13 protein-coding genes and 1 other annotated feature are annotated in these 17605 nt (G+C 37.5%); of the genes, 12 read left to right on the top strand and 1 reads right to left on the bottom strand.

What is annotated here, in order from left to right:
* The first annotated feature begins 275 nt into the window (after positions 1-275).
* Both KS419_RS08635 and megL read left to right on the top strand, forming a co-directional pair.
* Complete coding sequence (locus tag KS419_RS08635; protein ID WP_217065871.1) at positions 276-1382, top strand: HD-GYP domain-containing protein; 1107 nt, start codon at positions 276-278, stop codon at positions 1380-1382.
* 154 nt (positions 1383-1536) lie between these two features.
* Positions 1537-2715: a methionine gamma-lyase gene (megL, locus tag KS419_RS08630; RefSeq protein ID WP_217065870.1), complete on the top strand. Its 1179-nt coding sequence runs from the start codon at positions 1537-1539 to the stop codon at positions 2713-2715.
* Positions 2716-3142: 427 nt separating this feature from the next.
* Here megL and KS419_RS08625 read toward each other — a convergent pair whose 3' ends face one another.
* A complete protein-coding gene (locus KS419_RS08625) occupies positions 3143-4114 on the bottom strand; it encodes a YaaC family protein (RefSeq protein ID WP_217065868.1) in 972 nt (323 codons plus the stop codon).
* Positions 4115-4250: 136 nt separating this feature from the next.
* Here KS419_RS08625 and guaB point away from each other — a divergent pair, with 136 nt between their 5' ends.
* The 10 genes from guaB to opp4C all read left to right on the top strand — a co-directional run bounded on the left by guaB (position 4251) and on the right by opp4C (position 17494).
* Positions 4251-5708, top strand: coding sequence for an IMP dehydrogenase (gene guaB / locus KS419_RS08620; RefSeq protein ID WP_217065866.1), 1458 nt, complete (start codon positions 4251-4253; stop codon positions 5706-5708).
* A 160-nt stretch (positions 5709-5868) separates the two neighbouring features.
* Entirely contained in the window at positions 5869-7299 is a 1431-nt protein-coding gene (locus KS419_RS08615) for a D-alanyl-D-alanine carboxypeptidase family protein (protein ID WP_217065864.1), read from the top strand.
* Between the two features lie 408 nt (positions 7300-7707).
* On the top strand, positions 7708-8595 hold the full coding sequence (pdxS, locus tag KS419_RS08610; protein WP_217065862.1) for a pyridoxal 5'-phosphate synthase lyase subunit PdxS: 888 nt from the start codon (positions 7708-7710) through the stop codon (positions 8593-8595).
* Positions 8596-8627: 32 nt separating this feature from the next.
* Complete coding sequence (gene pdxT, locus KS419_RS08605; RefSeq protein WP_217065860.1) at positions 8628-9212, top strand: pyridoxal 5'-phosphate synthase glutaminase subunit PdxT; 585 nt, start codon at positions 8628-8630, stop codon at positions 9210-9212.
* A 43-nt stretch (positions 9213-9255) separates the two neighbouring features.
* Positions 9256-9476: a binding site (T-box leader), on the top strand.
* A 284-nt stretch (positions 9477-9760) separates the two neighbouring features.
* Positions 9761-11035 (top strand): serine--tRNA ligase, encoded by a 1275-nt coding sequence (serS, locus tag KS419_RS08600; protein WP_217065859.1) that lies wholly within the window; start codon positions 9761-9763, stop codon positions 11033-11035.
* 570 nt (positions 11036-11605) lie between these two features.
* Positions 11606-12622, top strand: a complete 1017-nt coding sequence (locus KS419_RS08595) for an ABC transporter ATP-binding protein (RefSeq protein ID WP_217065857.1) — start codon at positions 11606-11608, stop codon at positions 12620-12622.
* Positions 12623-12635: 13 nt separating this feature from the next.
* A complete protein-coding gene (locus KS419_RS08590) occupies positions 12636-13619 on the top strand; it encodes an ABC transporter ATP-binding protein (protein ID WP_343215044.1) in 984 nt (327 codons plus the stop codon).
* A 136-nt stretch (positions 13620-13755) separates the two neighbouring features.
* Complete coding sequence (locus KS419_RS08585; protein ID WP_217065855.1) at positions 13756-15522, top strand: ABC transporter substrate-binding protein; 1767 nt, start codon at positions 13756-13758, stop codon at positions 15520-15522.
* Positions 15523-15599: 77 nt separating this feature from the next.
* A complete protein-coding gene (locus KS419_RS08580) occupies positions 15600-16565 on the top strand; it encodes an ABC transporter permease (RefSeq protein WP_217065853.1) in 966 nt (321 codons plus the stop codon).
* Positions 16566-16576: 11 nt separating this feature from the next.
* On the top strand, positions 16577-17494 hold the full coding sequence (gene opp4C / locus KS419_RS08575; RefSeq protein ID WP_217065851.1) for an oligopeptide ABC transporter permease: 918 nt from the start codon (positions 16577-16579) through the stop codon (positions 17492-17494).
* Positions 17495-17605: the final 111 nt, after the last annotated feature.

Below are 17605 nucleotides of genomic sequence, written 5' to 3'. Positions count from 1 at the left end.
TGCACTGCCCTACGCTCGTGATCATAGGCGAATGCGCTTTTCATATTGTCTAGCTCCATCGCCTACTCGCTGCGTGGCACTTCGGAAGTGACAACTGAAGTCAAAGAGAGGACTTCTGTTGTCATTCCTGCACTGCCCTACGCTCGTGAGCTTAGGCGATTACGCTTTTCTTATATTAAATGTTTGTAAATTATGGTAAAATAAATACTATTAGGTAGTATGTCCCATGTAATTATACTTATATATTGACTTATTGTATTTCAGGAGGGAAAAAAATGAATGTAAAAACTGAGTATTTAATTCCAGGATGTATTGTAAAGTCAGATATCTTTAAGCATTCAAATTTTCCTCTCATAAGGAAAAATACGATACTTTCCGAAGAATTAATTTTCATGTTACATACTTTTCTAATTCCTTCTGTTGCTGTTGAATCGACTTTAGCAGATGGATCAGTATTTAAACCTAATGAGATAATTTCAGAGAATGGTAAAAATAATGAAGTAATAGATTCCAAATCATGTAAAAGTTTCTTTGATCAATTTTTAATTTCCGTGGAGGAGTATAAAAAACTGTTTACTCAATGGCAAGGGGGATCCAAGGTAGAAGCATATTCCATTAGAACTTTATTTTTACCATTATATGAAAAAAATCCTACGAAAACACAATTAATGCAATTACACCAGTTTGGTTTAAAAAGCGATTATATTTATTATCATGCGGTTTCACTTAGTGTACTTAGTTACATGGTTGGTAAGAAAATGAACTTATCAAATGGAGAAGTAATTCAACTAGGTATATCCGCCCTTTTATCTGATTGTGGGATGTCAAAAGTACCATCCAATTTATTTGAGAAGAAAGGACCATTAACTATAGAAGAGTATGAAGAAGTAAAGAAACACCCGCTTCTAGGGTATCGTATGTTAGAAAACGTCCCTGGTTTTTCAAAAGGTGCCATGCTTGGGATTCTTCAACATCATGAAAGAGAAGATGAAAGTGGCTATCCCATGCAGTTAAAGGGAAACCGAATTCATTTATACGCCAAAATCATAAGTATTTGTGATATTTATCATGCCATGACATATGAAAGGTACTATAGAAAGAAAAAATCCCCATATCGAGTAATCGAATCATTACAAAAGGACCATTTTGGTAAAGTAGATCATGTGGTTTTGAATGCATTTCTTAAAATGTTATTGAACTTATCGATTGGAACAAAAGTACGATTGAATAATGGGTTGATCGGAGAAATTATATTCATGGAAGAGACAGAACCCACTAGGCCCATGTTAAAAGTTAATAATTACTCGCTTCTTCCTTTAAAAAGTCATCCTGAACTTTATATAGAAGAAATAATTGAAGATGTAAGTGAATATATAAGTTGATACTCCCACCCATAAAGGGCTTGCTACTGTACTTGCATATCTTTCTTTTTCAGAAAATCTGTAATAAGTAATATGCAAAGCCCTTTTGTTAATATATTAAAAACCTATTGTTTCCATAAATTATGTATAATGGGAGTAAAAGGGGGAAAACAGGATGAGTAATAAACACCTTGAGACAAGACTGATTCATAGTTTTTTCGATAGAAAGAAGCATTTTGGAAGTTTAACACCACCTTTGTATCAAACTTCAACATTTACATTTGAAAATGCAGAACAAGGGGAGGCACGTTTCGCCGGACGTGAAAGCGGTTATATATATTCCAGGCTAGGAAACCCTACTGTAACTGAACTAGAGGAAAAAATCGCAGATCTTGAAGAAGGGGAATCGGGCCTTGCGTTTTCTTCTGGTATGGGAGCCGTTTCAGCAGTTATCATGGCATTAATTGAAACTGGTGACCATCTTTTAATATCTGAAGGTGTTTATGGTTGCACATATGGTTTGCTGGAATTAGTAAAGAAAAAATTTAAAGTGGATTTCGATCTTATTTCTATGGACCAACTTGACGTAATGGAAGAGAAAATTCGTCCGAATACAAAAGCGATTTATATTGAAACACCAATCAATCCCACAATGAAACTGGTAGACATTGAGTCAATTGTAGCTATTGCTAGGAAGAGTGATATTAAAGTGGTGGTTGATAATACATTTTGTTCCCCTTATCTCCAGCAACCATTAAAATTAGGGGCGGATATTGTTGTTCATAGTGCAACGAAATATATTGGTGGACATGGTGATGTTATCGCTGGCCTTGCAGTTGGTTCCAGTGATTTTATGCAAGAAGTCCGTATGACGACACAAAAGGATGTAGGGTCAGTTATTTCACCATTTGATGCCTGGTTGCTTTTAAGGGGTTTGAAAACTTTAGCGATACGGATGGACCGTCATTGTATGAATGCAATGTTTATTTTTGAAAAACTATCAAGGCATCCAAAGGTAACGAACATTGTTTTCCCAGGTGATCCATCATTCGATCAATATGATCTCGCGAAGAAGCAAATGAGAAACTTCGGAGGTTTAATTAGTTTTGAAGTAGAAGGTGGTAAATTAGCAGCACAAAAAGTAATGAACAACCTGTCATTAGTTCAAGTGGCAGTTAGTCTTGGAGATGCTGAAACATTAATACAACATCCAGCTACAATGACACATGCAGTAGTTCCGGAAGAAGAGAGACTAAAAATGGGAATAACTGCTTCTTTACTTCGATTATCTGTTGGGTTGGAGAATCCACAGGATATATGGTGTGACCTCGAGCATGCATTAAATCTATTTTAAATGAATCGAATTAGAATCCCCTTTAAAGTGAAGGTGAAGTATTAAAACTTCCTTATAAAGGGGATTTTTTAATATGAAAGTATAAGTTTTTGCACCTTCGGGCATTGTCTAGCTCCATCGCCTACTCGCAAGGGAACTGAAAAAGTGGTGCTTTTCCACTTTTACAGTCCCTAAGCAATGAGCGTAGCCGTCGCAATCTTTAAAAAGCATGATAGGAGTGGTTTTCTCCTATCATGCGAGCGACGAGCGCAGCCATTGCCATACAAATAAAAGGAATTGAAAAAGTGGTTTTAAACTTTTTCAGTTGCTTCTTAATCGCTACGGGGCACTTCGGAAGTGACAACCGAAGTCAAAGATCGAACTTTTGTTGTCATTCCTGCACTGCCCTACGCTCGTGATCATAGGCGCTTGCGCTTTTCTTATATATTTAATTAAAATCATGGAAAAATAAGGATTGAAGTAAAAGTGGTGACTTTACCTTTGTAATATTTAAAAAAGCGTCAATAAAAGAAAGATCATTATTTGAAAAGGAATATAATAACTCTCCCCACCATTCTATTTCATATCGACAAATCATACTTAAGTTGTAGAGAATTAGATAATGTGACATTAATTCTGGAATTTTAAAGTATAAAGGTAAATGGGATGGGATAAAAAATTGGTTTTCCATATTTTTATAAACAGGCGGAAATAACGAATGTGCATTAACAGTTATAATCAAGTGTTTATTTAATTCTTTACAAATAAGTTCTGTACCAATTTTCTCTTTTACCATTTTTTCAAATTGCTTAGGGGTTAGATTTATTTTTTTCAGTAGTACATCAGATATGTCTAAGTTCATATATTCCCTTTTATTTGCAGTTGAACTCTTTTCCATTTGCGATTCTACGATAAACAGCGGCTTATCTTTTTCGAGTGTTTCAAATAACTTATTTAATTCAGGTATTATCATTAATAGATGTTTCATTTTATACTTTTCCCCTGTTAATTGCTTCATGTTAAATAATTGATTAGAAATAAACGGGAATAAACCATCCTTTTGTACTTTAATTTCATCATCCAAAAACCGATATCCTTGTTTTTTCTTTTTCCTCGTGGAGACTCCATGCGCTAATACTTGTGTTGTAGCTGGATAGTCAGGATCAATAGTTAATAATGCTCCCTTTAACCAATTACTTAAACCATAAAAATAGAGAACAGGTTGTATAGATAACGGAGCACTTTTTCCTTGTTGGAAATAGGTTTCTCCCATATTAATATAATATACAAGGGTATATCCATTTTTAAAAGCTAATTCCGTTGGGGACGAGAAGCCAAAGGACTGATATCGTTGCTTTAAATACGATTTTGCATATTCCACTGATTTAAAAAGAGTAATAAATGATTGGTTGTTGTCCATTACGCCCACTCCTTCCGTCTTAAAAAAACTGATAATTTCGAACTTAATGAAATGGTTATCGTTGTCTTGACAGTAGTTTGTCCAGTTGATAAGCTACAAATAATATTTTGCGAAATATTGAAAGGGGAAAAATCCGATGTGGGAGAATAAGTTTTCTAAAGAAGGATTAACGTTTGATGACGTGTTGTTAGTCCCAGCTAAATCAGAAGTGCTTCCGAGGGATGTTAGTGTAAAATCAAAACTATCTGAAACTCTTCAATTAAAAATCCCGATTTTGAGCGCAGGAATGGATACAGTTACTGAGGGAAAAATGGCAATTGCCATTGCTCGTGAAGGTGGTTTAGGTGTAATCCACAAGAATATGCCGATTGAACAACAAGCGGAAGAAGTGGATCGGGTTAAACGTTCAGAAAGTGGAGTTATTACAAATCCATTCTATCTATCAGAAGATCACCAGGTCTTTGATGCGGAGCATTTGATGTCGAAATATAGAATATCAGGTGTTCCAATTGCAGATGAAAGCATGAAGCTTGTTGGAATTATTACTAATCGTGATTTAAGATTCATTGATGATTACTCCATCCCCATAAAAGAAGTTATGACAAAAGAAGGTTTAGTTACTGCCCCGGTTGGAACGACTTTAGAGGAAGCCCAAAAGGTTTTGCAAAAATACAAAATTGAAAAACTCCCACTCGTAGATGATGATGGAATTTTAAAAGGGTTAATTACAATTAAAGATATTGAAAAAGCCATTGAATTTCCAAACTCTGCAAAAGACCCACAAGGGAGATTACTTGTTGGTGCAGCAGTTGGGGTTGGTGGAGATTCTGATTTGCGAACAAAAGCATTGGTAGAAGCAGGGATTGATGTCCTTGTTATCGATACTGCCCATGGACATTCCAGAGGTGTAATTGAAAAAGTAAGGGACGTACGAAGGGAGTACCCTAATTTAAATATTATTGCCGGTAATGTTGCAACTGCAGAGGCAACTAGGGAATTGATTGCAGCTGGGGCAACAGTGGTGAAAGTAGGTATTGGTCCTGGATCTATTTGTACAACCCGAATCGTTGCAGGAATAGGCGTACCACAAATAACGGCTATATATGACTGTGCTACGGAGGCAAGGAAACACGGTGTTCCAGTAATTGCAGATGGGGGAATAAAGTATTCCGGTGATATTACGAAAGCACTTGCTGCAGGTGCGAGTGCCGTAATGTTAGGAAGCTTGTTAGCAGGTGTAAGTGAAAGTCCAGGAGAACGTGAGATTTTTCAAGGTAGACAGTTTAAAGTGTATCGTGGAATGGGGTCACTAGGAGCGATGGAAAAGGGAAGTAAAGACCGATACTTCCAAGAAAATGCTGAGAAACTAGTCCCAGAAGGTATTGAGGGTAGGATTCCTTACAAAGGTCCCCTTAGTGATACGATTCATCAACTCGTTGGTGGATTACGAGCTGGTATGGGTTACTGTGGTTCTCATACGATAGAATCACTAATAAATGAATCGCAATTCATACGGATTACCGGTGCAGGTTTAAAGGAAAGTCATCCCCATGATGTGCAAATTACAAAAGAATCACCAAATTATTCTCTTTAATGGAAAAAAATAATAGGGATAAAATAATAGGTAGGGTCCTCCCCTATCTATTTTTTTTGAGGTTTATATGGTAAAATGACGTTTGTTCACATAAACATTCTTTTGCAATATACGTGAAAATTTATAATAGATAGAGATGAAATGGAGAGGGTGTTTCTTAATGTTGAAGCGTTCAGGTATTTATAGTTTATTATTTGTATTTCTATTTGTAAGTTTCTTTTCTACTGGTTTAGGAACGGCAACGGCAAACGATAACTTCGATGTAAATGTAGAAAATGCAATTTTAGTTGATGCAGATACAGGAAAGATATTATTTGAGAAAAATGTAGATCAACCTCTTCCACCGGCAAGTATGGTAAAGATGATGAGTGAGTACTTGATATTAGAGGCCATTCATAATGGTGAGATTAGCTGGGATCAAAATGTACCAATTTCTGAAGATATAGCCGCAATGTCCCATTTTGCTGGTCATTCTACTGTTTGGTTACGATCAGATGGGGAATATACTGTAAGGGATCTATATAAGGCTGTAGCTATTGAATCTGCGAATGCTGCTACAGTTGCTTTAGCAGAATTAATCGCAGGGTCTGAAGGGAATTTTGTAGAAAGAATGAATCAAAAAGGGAAAGAATTAGGATTAGGAGAACTCATGCTTGAAGTAGGTGAGCAATATGGGGTGGATAATCTGTTGGAGATAGCAGAAGAAGAATTGGGTGATTTCCAATTTGTTAATTCTACAGGTCTTCCAAACAGTAGCTACAGAGGTCTTCATCCCGAAGGAACTGGGGAAAATGATGATAGTTATATGTCTGCAAGAGCAGCTGCCACTTTAGCATACCACCTTGTGAATGACTTTCCTGAAGTATTGGACACTGCTAGTATGCCATCTTTTGTTTTTCTAGAGGGATCAGAATTTGATTCTGACGAACAAGAGAAAACAAACCGGAATACGATGCTTATTGGGACAACTGATGAAGTTGAGGATTATCAATATGAATATACTGATGGCTTAAAGACTGGATACACAGAGGCTGCCGGGTATTGTTTCACAGGAACTGCTGAGAAAGACGGTCAACGTGTTATAACCGTTGTTATGAAAGCAGAAAGTATCCCATCTCGTTTTACAGAAACAAAGAAATTAATGGAGTATGGATTTACCAATTTTTCTAGACAAGAACTATTTCCAGCAGGTATGAGTATAGATGGGCATGAAGAGATAACGGTTGTAAAAGGGAAAGAAAAAACTGTAAGAGTCTCCACCGCAAACTCAATCACTGCATTTATTAAAATGGAAGATAAGGAATCCTATGGATATAGTGTAGAATTTGATGATACATTATTTGATGAAGAAGGAAGACTAATTGCTCCAATTGAAGCGAATCAAGTCATTGGTACAATGACAGTTGAGTATACTGGAGATGGCGTGGAGAATTATTTATCTGGTCATAATACGAGCAACCGAACTGTAGAAATTGTTACTGATCATGGGGTGGAAAAAGCAGGTTGGTTTGCACTCATGATGAGAGGAATAGGTGATTTCTTTTCAGGAATATGGACGAGTGTTGCTGATACAGTTCGTGGATGGTTTTAAGGAGGGAAGTGGAGGTATTAGACCTCCACTCCCTTTTATTTAGGCTCTGTTATATTCTGTTTGATTTTTGCTTCAGGACGCTCGCTTTTCCTGCAGGATTCTCGTGCGACGATAATCGCAGGAGCGGAAGGAAGTTAAGACCGGATTTCTAGTCAGATTCTTCGATATACGAATAGAGGAAGACACATAGTTGCTTGTGCTTTTCATAGGGGTTAATCATACTTATACTTAATAGTAATATTGGAATACTAAGATAATAAGTGCATTAATTAGGATCATTTTAACTTCTTTTTAATGAAAAGAATGGATTTTGAGATGTTTCCTATGGAAAGTCTCAATTTTTTCGTTATAATGTGATAGGATATAATATCATATGACAATAAGTTAATTTATAGGGGGATATAGAAAATGGTAAAACAAACAGGTACTGACCTTGTAAAACGGGGTATGGCAGAAATGCAAAAAGGCGGCGTCATTATGGACGTTGTTAATGCAGAGCAGGCTAAAATCGCAGAAGAAGCGGGAGCAGTTGCCGTAATGGCTTTGGAAAGGGTACCGTCTGATATTCGTGCTGCAGGTGGAGTAGCTCGAATGGCTGACCCAACTATCGTGGAGGAAGTTCAAAATGCTGTCTCTATTCCAGTCATGGCCAAGTGTCGTATCGGTCATATTGTGGAAGCAAGAGTTTTGGAAGCGATGGGTGTTGATTACATTGATGAGAGTGAAGTATTGACTCCAGCTGATGAAGTGTACCATCTTTATAAGCGTGACTTTACAGTTCCATTTGTGTGTGGTGCAAGAGACATTGGAGAAGCAACACGTCGTATTGCAGAAGGAGCATCAATGATACGTACAAAAGGGGAACCTGGTACTGGAAATATTGTAGAAGCGGTTCGGCATATGCGTATGATGCAAGCTCAAATTAAAAAAGTTATATCTATGTCAGAAGATGAGCTGATGACGGAAGCAAAAAATACAGGTTCACCATATGAAGTATTACAAGAAATTAAGCGAACTGGGCAGCTCCCTGTGGTAAATTTTGCAGCTGGCGGCGTTGCAACACCTGCTGATGCAGCATTAATGATGCAGTTAGGTGCTGATGGCGTTTTTGTGGGATCTGGAATCTTTAAGTCCGATAATCCAGAAAAGTTTGCACGTGCTATTGTTGAAGCTACTACTCATTACCAAGATTATGCATTAATTGTGGAACTATCAAAAAATCTAGGTACAGCCATGAAAGGGATTGAAATCTCTACTTTAGAGCAAAAAGACCGTATGCAAGAGCGTGGCTGGTAATTTCAGCTTTTTGGAGAGAGGGGAATAGCAGCATGATAAACATAGGTGTATTAGCTTTACAAGGTGCAGTAAGGGAACATGTGAGGGCACTTGAGGCATCTGATGTTCATGTTATACCTGTGAAAAAAGTGGAACAACTAGAAGAATTAGATGGTTTAGTCTTTCCTGGTGGGGAAAGTACTACAATGCGGCGTTTGATTAATAAATATGGATTTTATGAGCCTTTGAAAGAGTTTGCGTCAAAGGGAAAACCTATATTTGGAACATGTGCTGGAGCAATTCTTATGGCTAAGGAACTTGTGGGACATACAGAACCTCATATTGCTGTTATGGATATGAAAGTGGAACGAAATGCTTTCGGGCGGCAAAGGGAAAGTTTTGAAACTGTCCTAAAGGTAAATGGTATCGGGAATGATGTTCCTGGTGTATTTATTCGTGCCCCTATTATTCAAGAAGTAGGAGATGGCGTCGAAGTGCTAGCTGAATTTGAAGGGGAAATTGTGGCTGCACAACAAGGTCCGTTTTTAGCGTGTTCCTATCATCCGGAATTAACCGACGATAATAGAATGCACCAATATTTTGTAAATATTGTTCGAAAAAATACTGTACATGCTTGATTATAATTACGAAATTCGGTTATGATAGGAATAAATTTATACTTAAAAAGCGAAGATGGGAAATAGTAACAACCAATTTTCTCTACAGAGAGCCGATGGGTGCTGTGAATCGGTGAGAATAAGTTGTGAATCCGTCCCTGAGCAGAGTAACTGAATTAATTAGGTTACTACGGTGGATTAACCGTTATAAATCTGTTATGAGGTGGGAGCGTACTACAGACGCTCCAACCAGGGTGGTAACGCGGGTGAACTCCCGTCCCTGATTATAGGGGCGGGAGTTTTTTTTCTTTAAAAGGTAAGATTTTGCACCTTCGGGTATTGTCTAGCTCCACCGCCTACTCGCATGGGAACTGAAAAAAGTGGTTTTAAACTTTTTCAGTTGCTTCATAATCCCTGCGGGGCACTTCGGAAGTGACAACTGAAGTCAAAGAGCGGACTTCAGGTTGTCATTCCTGCACTGCCCTACGCTCGTGATCTTAGGCGCTTGTGCTTTTCTTATTTAAACTGTGCTTTTTTTAAGTGAATGTTAATTAGAAGGAGGAAAAAACATGTTAGATGTAAAACTTTTGAGGGCGAACTTTAGTGAAGTAAAAGAGAAATTAAATAATCGAAATGAAGATATTTCCGATTTGGATCGTTTTCAAGAACTGGACCAAAAACGAAGAGATACTATTCAAGAAGTGGAAGAATTAAAAAATAAAAGGAACTCAGTATCACAGGAGATATCCGTACTGAAGCGGGAAAAAAAGGACGCAGATGCCCTTATTAAAGAAATGAAAGAAGTATCCACTAAAGTAAAGTCTCTTGATGATATTTTGAGATCAGTGGATGAAGAATTAAATCAAATCTTATTATCCATTCCAAATATTCCACATGAGAGTGCACCGATCGGTTTAGACGAAGAAGACAATGTTGAAATTAGAACATGGGGAAACATACCGCAATTTGAATTTGAAGAAAAACCCCATTGGGATATTGCGACAGAGTTAGGGATTCTCGATTTTGAAAGGGCGTCAAAAGTTACAGGAAGTCGGTTTGTGTTTTATAAAGGACAAGGAGCAAGGCTAGAACGGGCGTTAATTAATTTCATGATGGATCTACATCAGGATGAAAATGGATATGAAGAGGTTTTGCCTCCATATATGGTTAATAGAGTAAGTATGACCGGAACGGGACAATTACCAAAATTTGAAGAAGATGCTTTTAAAATCAGGGAAGAAGATTATTTTCTGATTCCAACTGCAGAAGTTCCTGTAACAAATCTCCATCGAGATGAAATAATGGATGGGAATGAATTACCGAAAGCATATACTGCTTATAGCGCCTGCTTTCGTTCTGAAGCGGGCTCTGCTGGACGAGACACTCGAGGCTTAATTAGACAGCACCAATTTAATAAAGTGGAACTTGTCAGATTTGTTAAACCAGAAGAATCTTATGATCAATTGGAACTTCTAACTTCCCATGCTGAGAAAGTACTTCAGCTATTAAAACTTCCTTATCGCGTTTTAAATATGTGCACTGGAGATTTAGGGTTCACAGCAGCAAAAAAATATGACATTGAAGTGTGGATCCCGAGTAATAACACCTATCGAGAGATTTCATCTTGTAGTAATTTCGAATCATTTCAAGCTAGACGTGCCAATATTCGATTTAAGCGTGATATGAAAGGAAAAACGGAATTTGTCCACACCTTGAACGGTTCAGGCCTAGCTATAGGTAGAACGGTAGCAGCCATATTAGAGAATTATCAACAAGCTGATGGTTCTGTTGTTATCCCGGAAGTACTAAGACCTTATATGGGTGGAAAAGAAGTAATAAAATAACTAATTAGAAAACAGCCTATCCCTGGATAAGCTGTTTTCTTTATCTAATTCTTGATTTTAAATACCAAATACTATGAAAAAGAATTATTTAAATATGATGTTCTTATTGAAAACCATTTTTAAATGGAGATAAAAAACAAAAAAATAGTTTTTAATATAATATTCTATTCATTTCCTAAAACGGTATTAAAAAAAGATGATAGGAAATCTAACATATAAAAAATCTCTTACATTAGAATTAATATGCATAGGTATTAATAAATATTCTAAAAAAGCATTGTTATTCGCTGATATCATAATTATACGTGCTAATAAATATTATTTTTATTCTGAAAACTTAGGCATCCGAAATATTTCAAAAAAAATAATTTTTAGAAAACTATGTACTTATTGATATAACTGTGATAAATTATTTTCTATAAACAAAAGCTCGTTAATAGAAGAATTTCCACAATTACTTACGAGTGAAAAGTTTATAATAGTAAGTGAATAAATTACCAAAAAAAATAAAAAGTATTTTAGTAATATAAAATTATTAAGTTCGTTTATAGTTTTAAATGGGGTGAATATATGCAGGAACAACAACTTAAGAAACAGTCGCTAGAGAAACAGAAGAGTAATGTACTATTAGAAGTAGAGGGCTTAAAGACATACTTCTATATGGATAATGATAGGGTCGCAAAAGCAGTTGATGATGTTAGTTTCTCTATTAATAAAGGTGAAACACTTGCATTAGTAGGGGAATCTGGTAGTGGGAAAAGTATAACATCATTATCGATCATGCGCCTGATTCCGTCACCTCCAGGTAAGATTGTCGAAGGTTCTATTAAGTTAGAGGGGAAAGAACTTGTTACTTTATCTGATAAGGAAATAAGAAAAGTACGAGGTAACGATATCGGAATGATCTTCCAAGAACCGATGACATCTTTAAACCCCGTTTTTACAATTGGTAATCAAATATCAGAATCACTGATGAAGCATAAAAAGATGAAGAAAAACGAAGCCTATAAAAAGGCTGTTGATTTACTTAAACTTGTAGGTTTTGCAAGAGCGGAGCAAATAGTAAATGAATATCCTCATCAACTTTCAGGTGGGATGAGGCAGAGGGCGATGATAGCTATTGCTATGTCTTGTGACCCGAAACTATTGATTGCAGACGAACCTACTACGGCTCTAGATGTAACTATACAAGCCCAGATACTAGATTTAATGGTAGAAATGAAAGAGAAATTTGAATCTTCTATTCTCTTAATCACTCACGATCTAGGAGTTGTCGCTGAAGTAGCAGACCGAGTGTTAGTTATGTATGGTGGACAAATTGTTGAAGAGGCTTCCGTATATGAATTGTTTACAAAACCAAAACATCCATATACAAATGGTTTGTTGGCAAGTATTCCAAACCTTGAGGCAGATGTTGAACGGTTAGAGTCGATTCCAGGTACAGTTCCACCTGCACACCGTTTTCCAAAAGGATGTCGATTTGCTCCACGTTGTAAACATGTCATGGATAAATGTTATGAAGCAAATCCTGACCTCCTAGAGATCGATTCAAAGCACAAAGTCAGATGTTATCTCTACGAGGAATAAGGAGGGTATATTAGTGAGCGAACGAGAAAAACTCTTAGAAGTCAGAAATTTAAAAAAATACTTCCCTGTTAAAGGGGGATTATTACAAAGAACGATAGGACAGGTAAAAGCAGTAGATGATGTTTCTTTTGATATTTATAAAGGTGAAACGTTAGGAATTGTTGGAGAATCTGGCTCTGGTAAATCAACTCTAGGCCGAACGATTCTAAGATTACTAGATCCTACTGAAGGTGACATCATTTTCCAAGGAGATAATATCTCCACGTTAGCTAATCGAAAAATGCGACCTTACCGCAAGGATATGCAAATGGTTTTCCAAGACCCATTCGCGTCGTTAAATCCGAGAATGAGTGTTGGTGAAATCATTGAAGAACCTATGGTTGTTCAAAACTTGTTAACTAAAGCAGAGCGTAAAGAAAAAGTAATAGACTTATTGGAAAAAGTAGGATTAACTTCAGAGGCAAGGACTAAATATCCCCATGAGTTTTCTGGGGGCCAACGTCAGCGAATTGGTATCGCAAGGGCATTGACCATGAATCCCAAATTTATCATTGGTGATGAGCCAGTATCCGCATTAGATGTTTCTGTTCAATCTCAAGTATTAAATTTGATGGAAGACTTGCAAGATGAATTTAATTTAACTTACCTTTTTATAGCCCATGATTTAGGGGTAGTAAAACATATTAGTGATCGTGTTGGGGTTATGTATTTAGGAAAGATGGCAGAGATAGGACCAAAAACTAAAATATATAACAATCCTTTGCATCCATATACACAAGCACTTTTATCTGCCGTTCCAGTTCCAAATGTTGAAAGAAAACGGGAGAAAATAAAACTTCAAGGTGAGCTTCCGAGTCCATCGAATCCACCACAAGGCTGTGTCTTCCATACTAGATGTCCAGAAGCACACGAGAGATGTCGAGTGGAAATTCCTGAATTGGTTCATCAAGGGGAAGAGCAGTACGTGGCTTGCCACTTATATACAAAAGAGCAATAAGATCGATTTATTATAATAGTTTCAAACATACGATTTTATTGTTTAAAGGAGGTGAGGGCCGAGAGAGAGGTCAAAAGGTTTTCTTTTATACCATATTTTTAGAATTTTTCGAAATATTAAGGGGGTAATTGTAATTATGAAGTTAAGTAAATTTTGGCTTATGTTGGTCCTTGCTTTAGCACTAGCATTCACTTTAGTCGCTTGTGGTGGCGATGAAGATGATACAACTACAGATGATACACCAGATCAAACAGATGATACACCAGATGATGATGGAGATGAAGATGAAGGTGAAGAGACTACAGAAGGTCCACAACAAGGTGGAACAATTGTAGCAGGTATGTATTCTGCACCAGGACATCAGTTCAACCCGTTATTTTACTCTGATGCTTATGAAGCAAACATTTTAAGTTTCACTCACGAATCTCTTGTTGCACTTGATGAAAACTTAGATTGGGAGCCTTCTTTAGCGGAGAGCTGGGAAATTAATGACGATTATACTGAAATCACATTTACTTTAAACGAAGCTACTTGGCAAGATGGCGAGCCATTCACTGCTGACGATGTAGTATTCACTTATGAAACAATCCAAGATGAAGATTATGTAGCTGCTGGTGGAGTTCGTACTAACTATGTAGCTAACTTAGAGAGTGTGGAAGCAGTAGATCCACAAACAGTTAAATTCACTTATACTGACGTAAATATCAATGCTTTATACGATGCTAGTTTTATTATCGTACCTAAGCACATCTTTGGTGATGTTCCAGTACTTGAAATGCCAGATCACTCCGCTTCCCGTAACGCTGGTGAAGTAATCGGTACAGGTCCTTACCAATTAACAGATATGCTTGAAGGTGAGCAGTATGTATTAACTTCTTATGAAGGTTACTGGCAAGGAGCGCCAAACCTAGATGGAATTACATGGCGTGTAATTGAGCAATCTATCATGCCTGGTCTATTAGAAAGCGGACAACTTGACATGGTTGCTGAGCCTAACGGTGTACCGGCTGCTGACTTTGAAGCAGTTGACGCTCTTGATCACATCACTACTTATGTAACACAAGACTTCGGTTATCAGTACATGGGCTTTAAGCTTCACCACCGTACTACTGATGATGTTGAAAATGGTGTTATTGACCCTGATAACTGGGTAGAAAACGAAAAAGTTGCAGATGTACGTGTACGTCAAGCAATCGTATATGCTATCAATCGTCAAGCGATTGTAGATGGTTTATTATTCGGAATGGGTACAGTATTAAATGCAAACTTCCCAGAAGCATCTTGGGCGTTTGACGAAAGTGCCGTTAACCCTTATGACTTTAGCCCTGAAACTGCAGAAGAATTATTAGACGAAGCTGGTTATGTTGATGTAACTGGAGACGGATTCCGTGAAGATCCAGACGGAAACGAGTGGGTATTAAATCTTGACTACCCTACTGGAAACCAAGTTCGTGAGCGTTCTGCTCCAATCATTGTTGAGAACTTAGAAGCTGTGGGTATTAAAGTTGATTTACGTAACCCACGTGAAGCTGGTCCTCACTTTGACTTAGTTGAAAAAGATAACCATGATTGGGATATGTACCTTGCAGGTTGGAGCTTATCTGCAGCTGACCCAGATCCATCTGCACTTTGGTTGTCAACAGCTCCTTATAACTACACTCGTTGGAACGATGCTACAAGTGACGAGTTAATTAAAGCAGGAGTTCAAGCACCAGATGCATTTGACCAAGACTACCGTAAACAAGCATACTCTGACTGGGCAGCTCACATGTCTGAGCAAGTACCTCAAGTGTTCTTGTACTCAGCAGATAACATCTATGCTTACAATGCTAACTTAAAAGAAGTTAAACACTACCCAGCAGGAATTTACGCTGATTCACACCTATGGTACCTAGAACAATAATATAACAGTCGTGTTGAGGTAAAAACGGTGCACGGCCTCGGCCGTGCACTTGTTTTATCCTTAAGGAGGAATGTTGAATGCATAAGTATATTATCCGCCGCATACTTCAATTCATTCCAATGCTTTTTCTTATCACTGTTTTAGTTTTTGGTTTAGCAAAAGCTGCTCCAGGAGATCCGTTGACAGGGGAAATGCTTGACCCAGAAATTGATCCTGCAGTGTATGAAATTCGACGGGAAGCACTTGGTTTGAATGACCCTATCTATGTACAATATTGGAATTGGTTGAGTTCTGTCTCTCAAGGAGATTTCGGGAAATCAATGCAATATACAGGTAGATCAGTAATGGAGCTAATTCAGGCAAGAGTTTGGAATACATTCTATTTATCATTATTTGCTTTAGGAGTTACTTTGGCCATTGCAATTCCGATTGGAATATACTCTGCCAATAGAAAATATTCACTTTTTGATTATGGAGCTACGACCTTTGCCTTTTTAGGTCTGGCAACACCCAACTTTTTTGCAGGGTTGTTAGCGATCTATGTATTTGCCTTGACCTTGGGGTGGTTCCCTGCACAAGGTACAACAACGGCTTTAGGCTTGAGCGGGTTTGAGCTCTTCATCGATAAATTAAGACACCTTGTGTTGCCTGGTTTGACGTTGGGATTGGCCAGTACAGCCGCATATATGCGATACATGCGTACTGAAATATTAGAAGTCAAAGGTAGTGACTTTATACGTACAGCCCATGCCAAAGGATTAAGTAATGAATCAGTATTGTATAAGCACACGCTACGAAATGCACTCATACCAATCATTACTCTACTAGGTCTTGAGTTTGGAACACTTCTTAGTGGAGCGATTATTACAGAGCGAGTATTTAACTACCCTGGATTAGGAACATTGTTTTTGAATGCAATTTCCAATCGTGATTATCCAGTAATTATGGCAATAAATCTGATTTTAGCGGTATCGATTCTCGTAGGAAATTTATTAGCAGATATTTTCTACGCAATAGTAGATCCGCGGATCCGTTACGATTGAGGTGAAAGCTAATGGAAAGTCAAGCACAAAGACAAATAGATCCAACACCGGATTTATCCGACCAGCAGCCAGAAAAGAGTTTAAGCCCTTTCCAGTTGGCAATGCGACGATTTTTAAAAAATAAACTGGCAATTGTGGGAATAATTATATTAGCATTCTTTGTATTAGTTGCTATTTTTGCAGATGTAATAGCAACACACAGCCCAACAGCCAGTAATATGTATAAAGTCGAAGCCAAAGCTGACGGAGAGAACTGGTTAGGAACAGACAGCTCTGGACGAGATAATTTCTCCAGACTTGTACACGGATCCAGAATCTCTTTAACTATCGGATTTTTTGCAATGCTATTTACACTTGTAATAGGAACAGCCCTAGGATCTGTTGCAGGATACTATGGGGGGAAAATAGATGGATTCATTATGAGGGTAACGGATTTAATGATGATTCTCCCATTCTTATTACTTGTTTTAACCGTAATAGCAATATTGCAAAAGATTAATATAACCATCTTTATTACAATTATTGCACTTACTTCATGGCCTACATTAACAAGACTTATCCGTGCAACCTTCCTTTCATTAAGAGAGAAAGAGTATATCTTAGGGGCAAGGTCTATCGGGGCATCAGATATGAGAATCATTTTTAAGCACTTTTTGCCAAATGCAGTGGGGCCGATTATTGTAAATGCTACATTAATGATGGCAACGATGATTATTATTGAATCGGCTTTAAGTTTTATCGGTTTTGGAATTCCTCAACCAACTCCAACTTGGGGTAATATGGTTACAGAAGCGAATAGTTTGAGGATGTTACAGAACAACTGGGAATCATGGCTTCCACCAGGATTAGCAATTCTCCTTACTGTACTATCTATTAACTTTATCGGTGATGGTTTACGGGATGCATTCGATCCAAAAAGTAATTATTAAAAACTAGGTAGATATAATAAGAAAAGCGCAAGCGCCTATGGTCACGAGCGTAGGGCAGTGGAGGAATGACAACTAGAAGTCCGCTCTTTGACTTCGGTTGTCACTTCCGAA

The sequence above is a fragment of the Evansella tamaricis genome (assembly GCF_019042215.1).
In the GTDB taxonomy this organism is placed as follows: Bacteria; Bacillota; Bacilli; order Bacillales; family Salisediminibacteriaceae; genus Evansella; species Evansella tamaricis.
This window is presented reverse-complemented; position numbering and strand designations above follow the sequence as displayed.

Bases quoted from the DNA above. Each gene is read 5' to 3' on its own strand.
- KS419_RS08615 (WP_217065864.1), top strand. From the start codon at position 5,869: ATGTTGAAGCGTTCAGGTATTTATAGTTTATTATTTGTATTTCTATTT.
- pdxT (WP_217065860.1), top strand. From the start codon at position 8,628: ATGATAAACATAGGTGTATTAGCTTTACAAGGTGCAGTAAGGGAACAT.
- opp4C (WP_217065851.1), top strand. From the start codon at position 16,577: ATGGAAAGTCAAGCACAAAGACAAATAGATCCAACACCGGATTTATCC.
- KS419_RS08625 (WP_217065868.1), bottom strand. From the start codon at position 4,114: ATGGACAACAACCAATCATTTATTACTCTTTTTAAATCAGTGGAATAT.
- guaB (WP_217065866.1), top strand. From the start codon at position 4,251: ATGTGGGAGAATAAGTTTTCTAAAGAAGGATTAACGTTTGATGACGTG.
- KS419_RS08585 (WP_217065855.1), top strand. From the start codon at position 13,756: ATGAAGTTAAGTAAATTTTGGCTTATGTTGGTCCTTGCTTTAGCACTA.
- KS419_RS08595 (WP_217065857.1), top strand. From the start codon at position 11,606: ATGCAGGAACAACAACTTAAGAAACAGTCGCTAGAGAAACAGAAGAGT.
- pdxS (WP_217065862.1), top strand. From the start codon at position 7,708: ATGGTAAAACAAACAGGTACTGACCTTGTAAAACGGGGTATGGCAGAA.
- megL (WP_217065870.1), top strand. From the start codon at position 1,537: ATGAGTAATAAACACCTTGAGACAAGACTGATTCATAGTTTTTTCGAT.
- serS (WP_217065859.1), top strand. From the start codon at position 9,761: ATGTTAGATGTAAAACTTTTGAGGGCGAACTTTAGTGAAGTAAAAGAG.
- KS419_RS08580 (WP_217065853.1), top strand. From the start codon at position 15,600: ATGCATAAGTATATTATCCGCCGCATACTTCAATTCATTCCAATGCTT.
- KS419_RS08635 (WP_217065871.1), top strand. From the start codon at position 276: ATGAATGTAAAAACTGAGTATTTAATTCCAGGATGTATTGTAAAGTCA.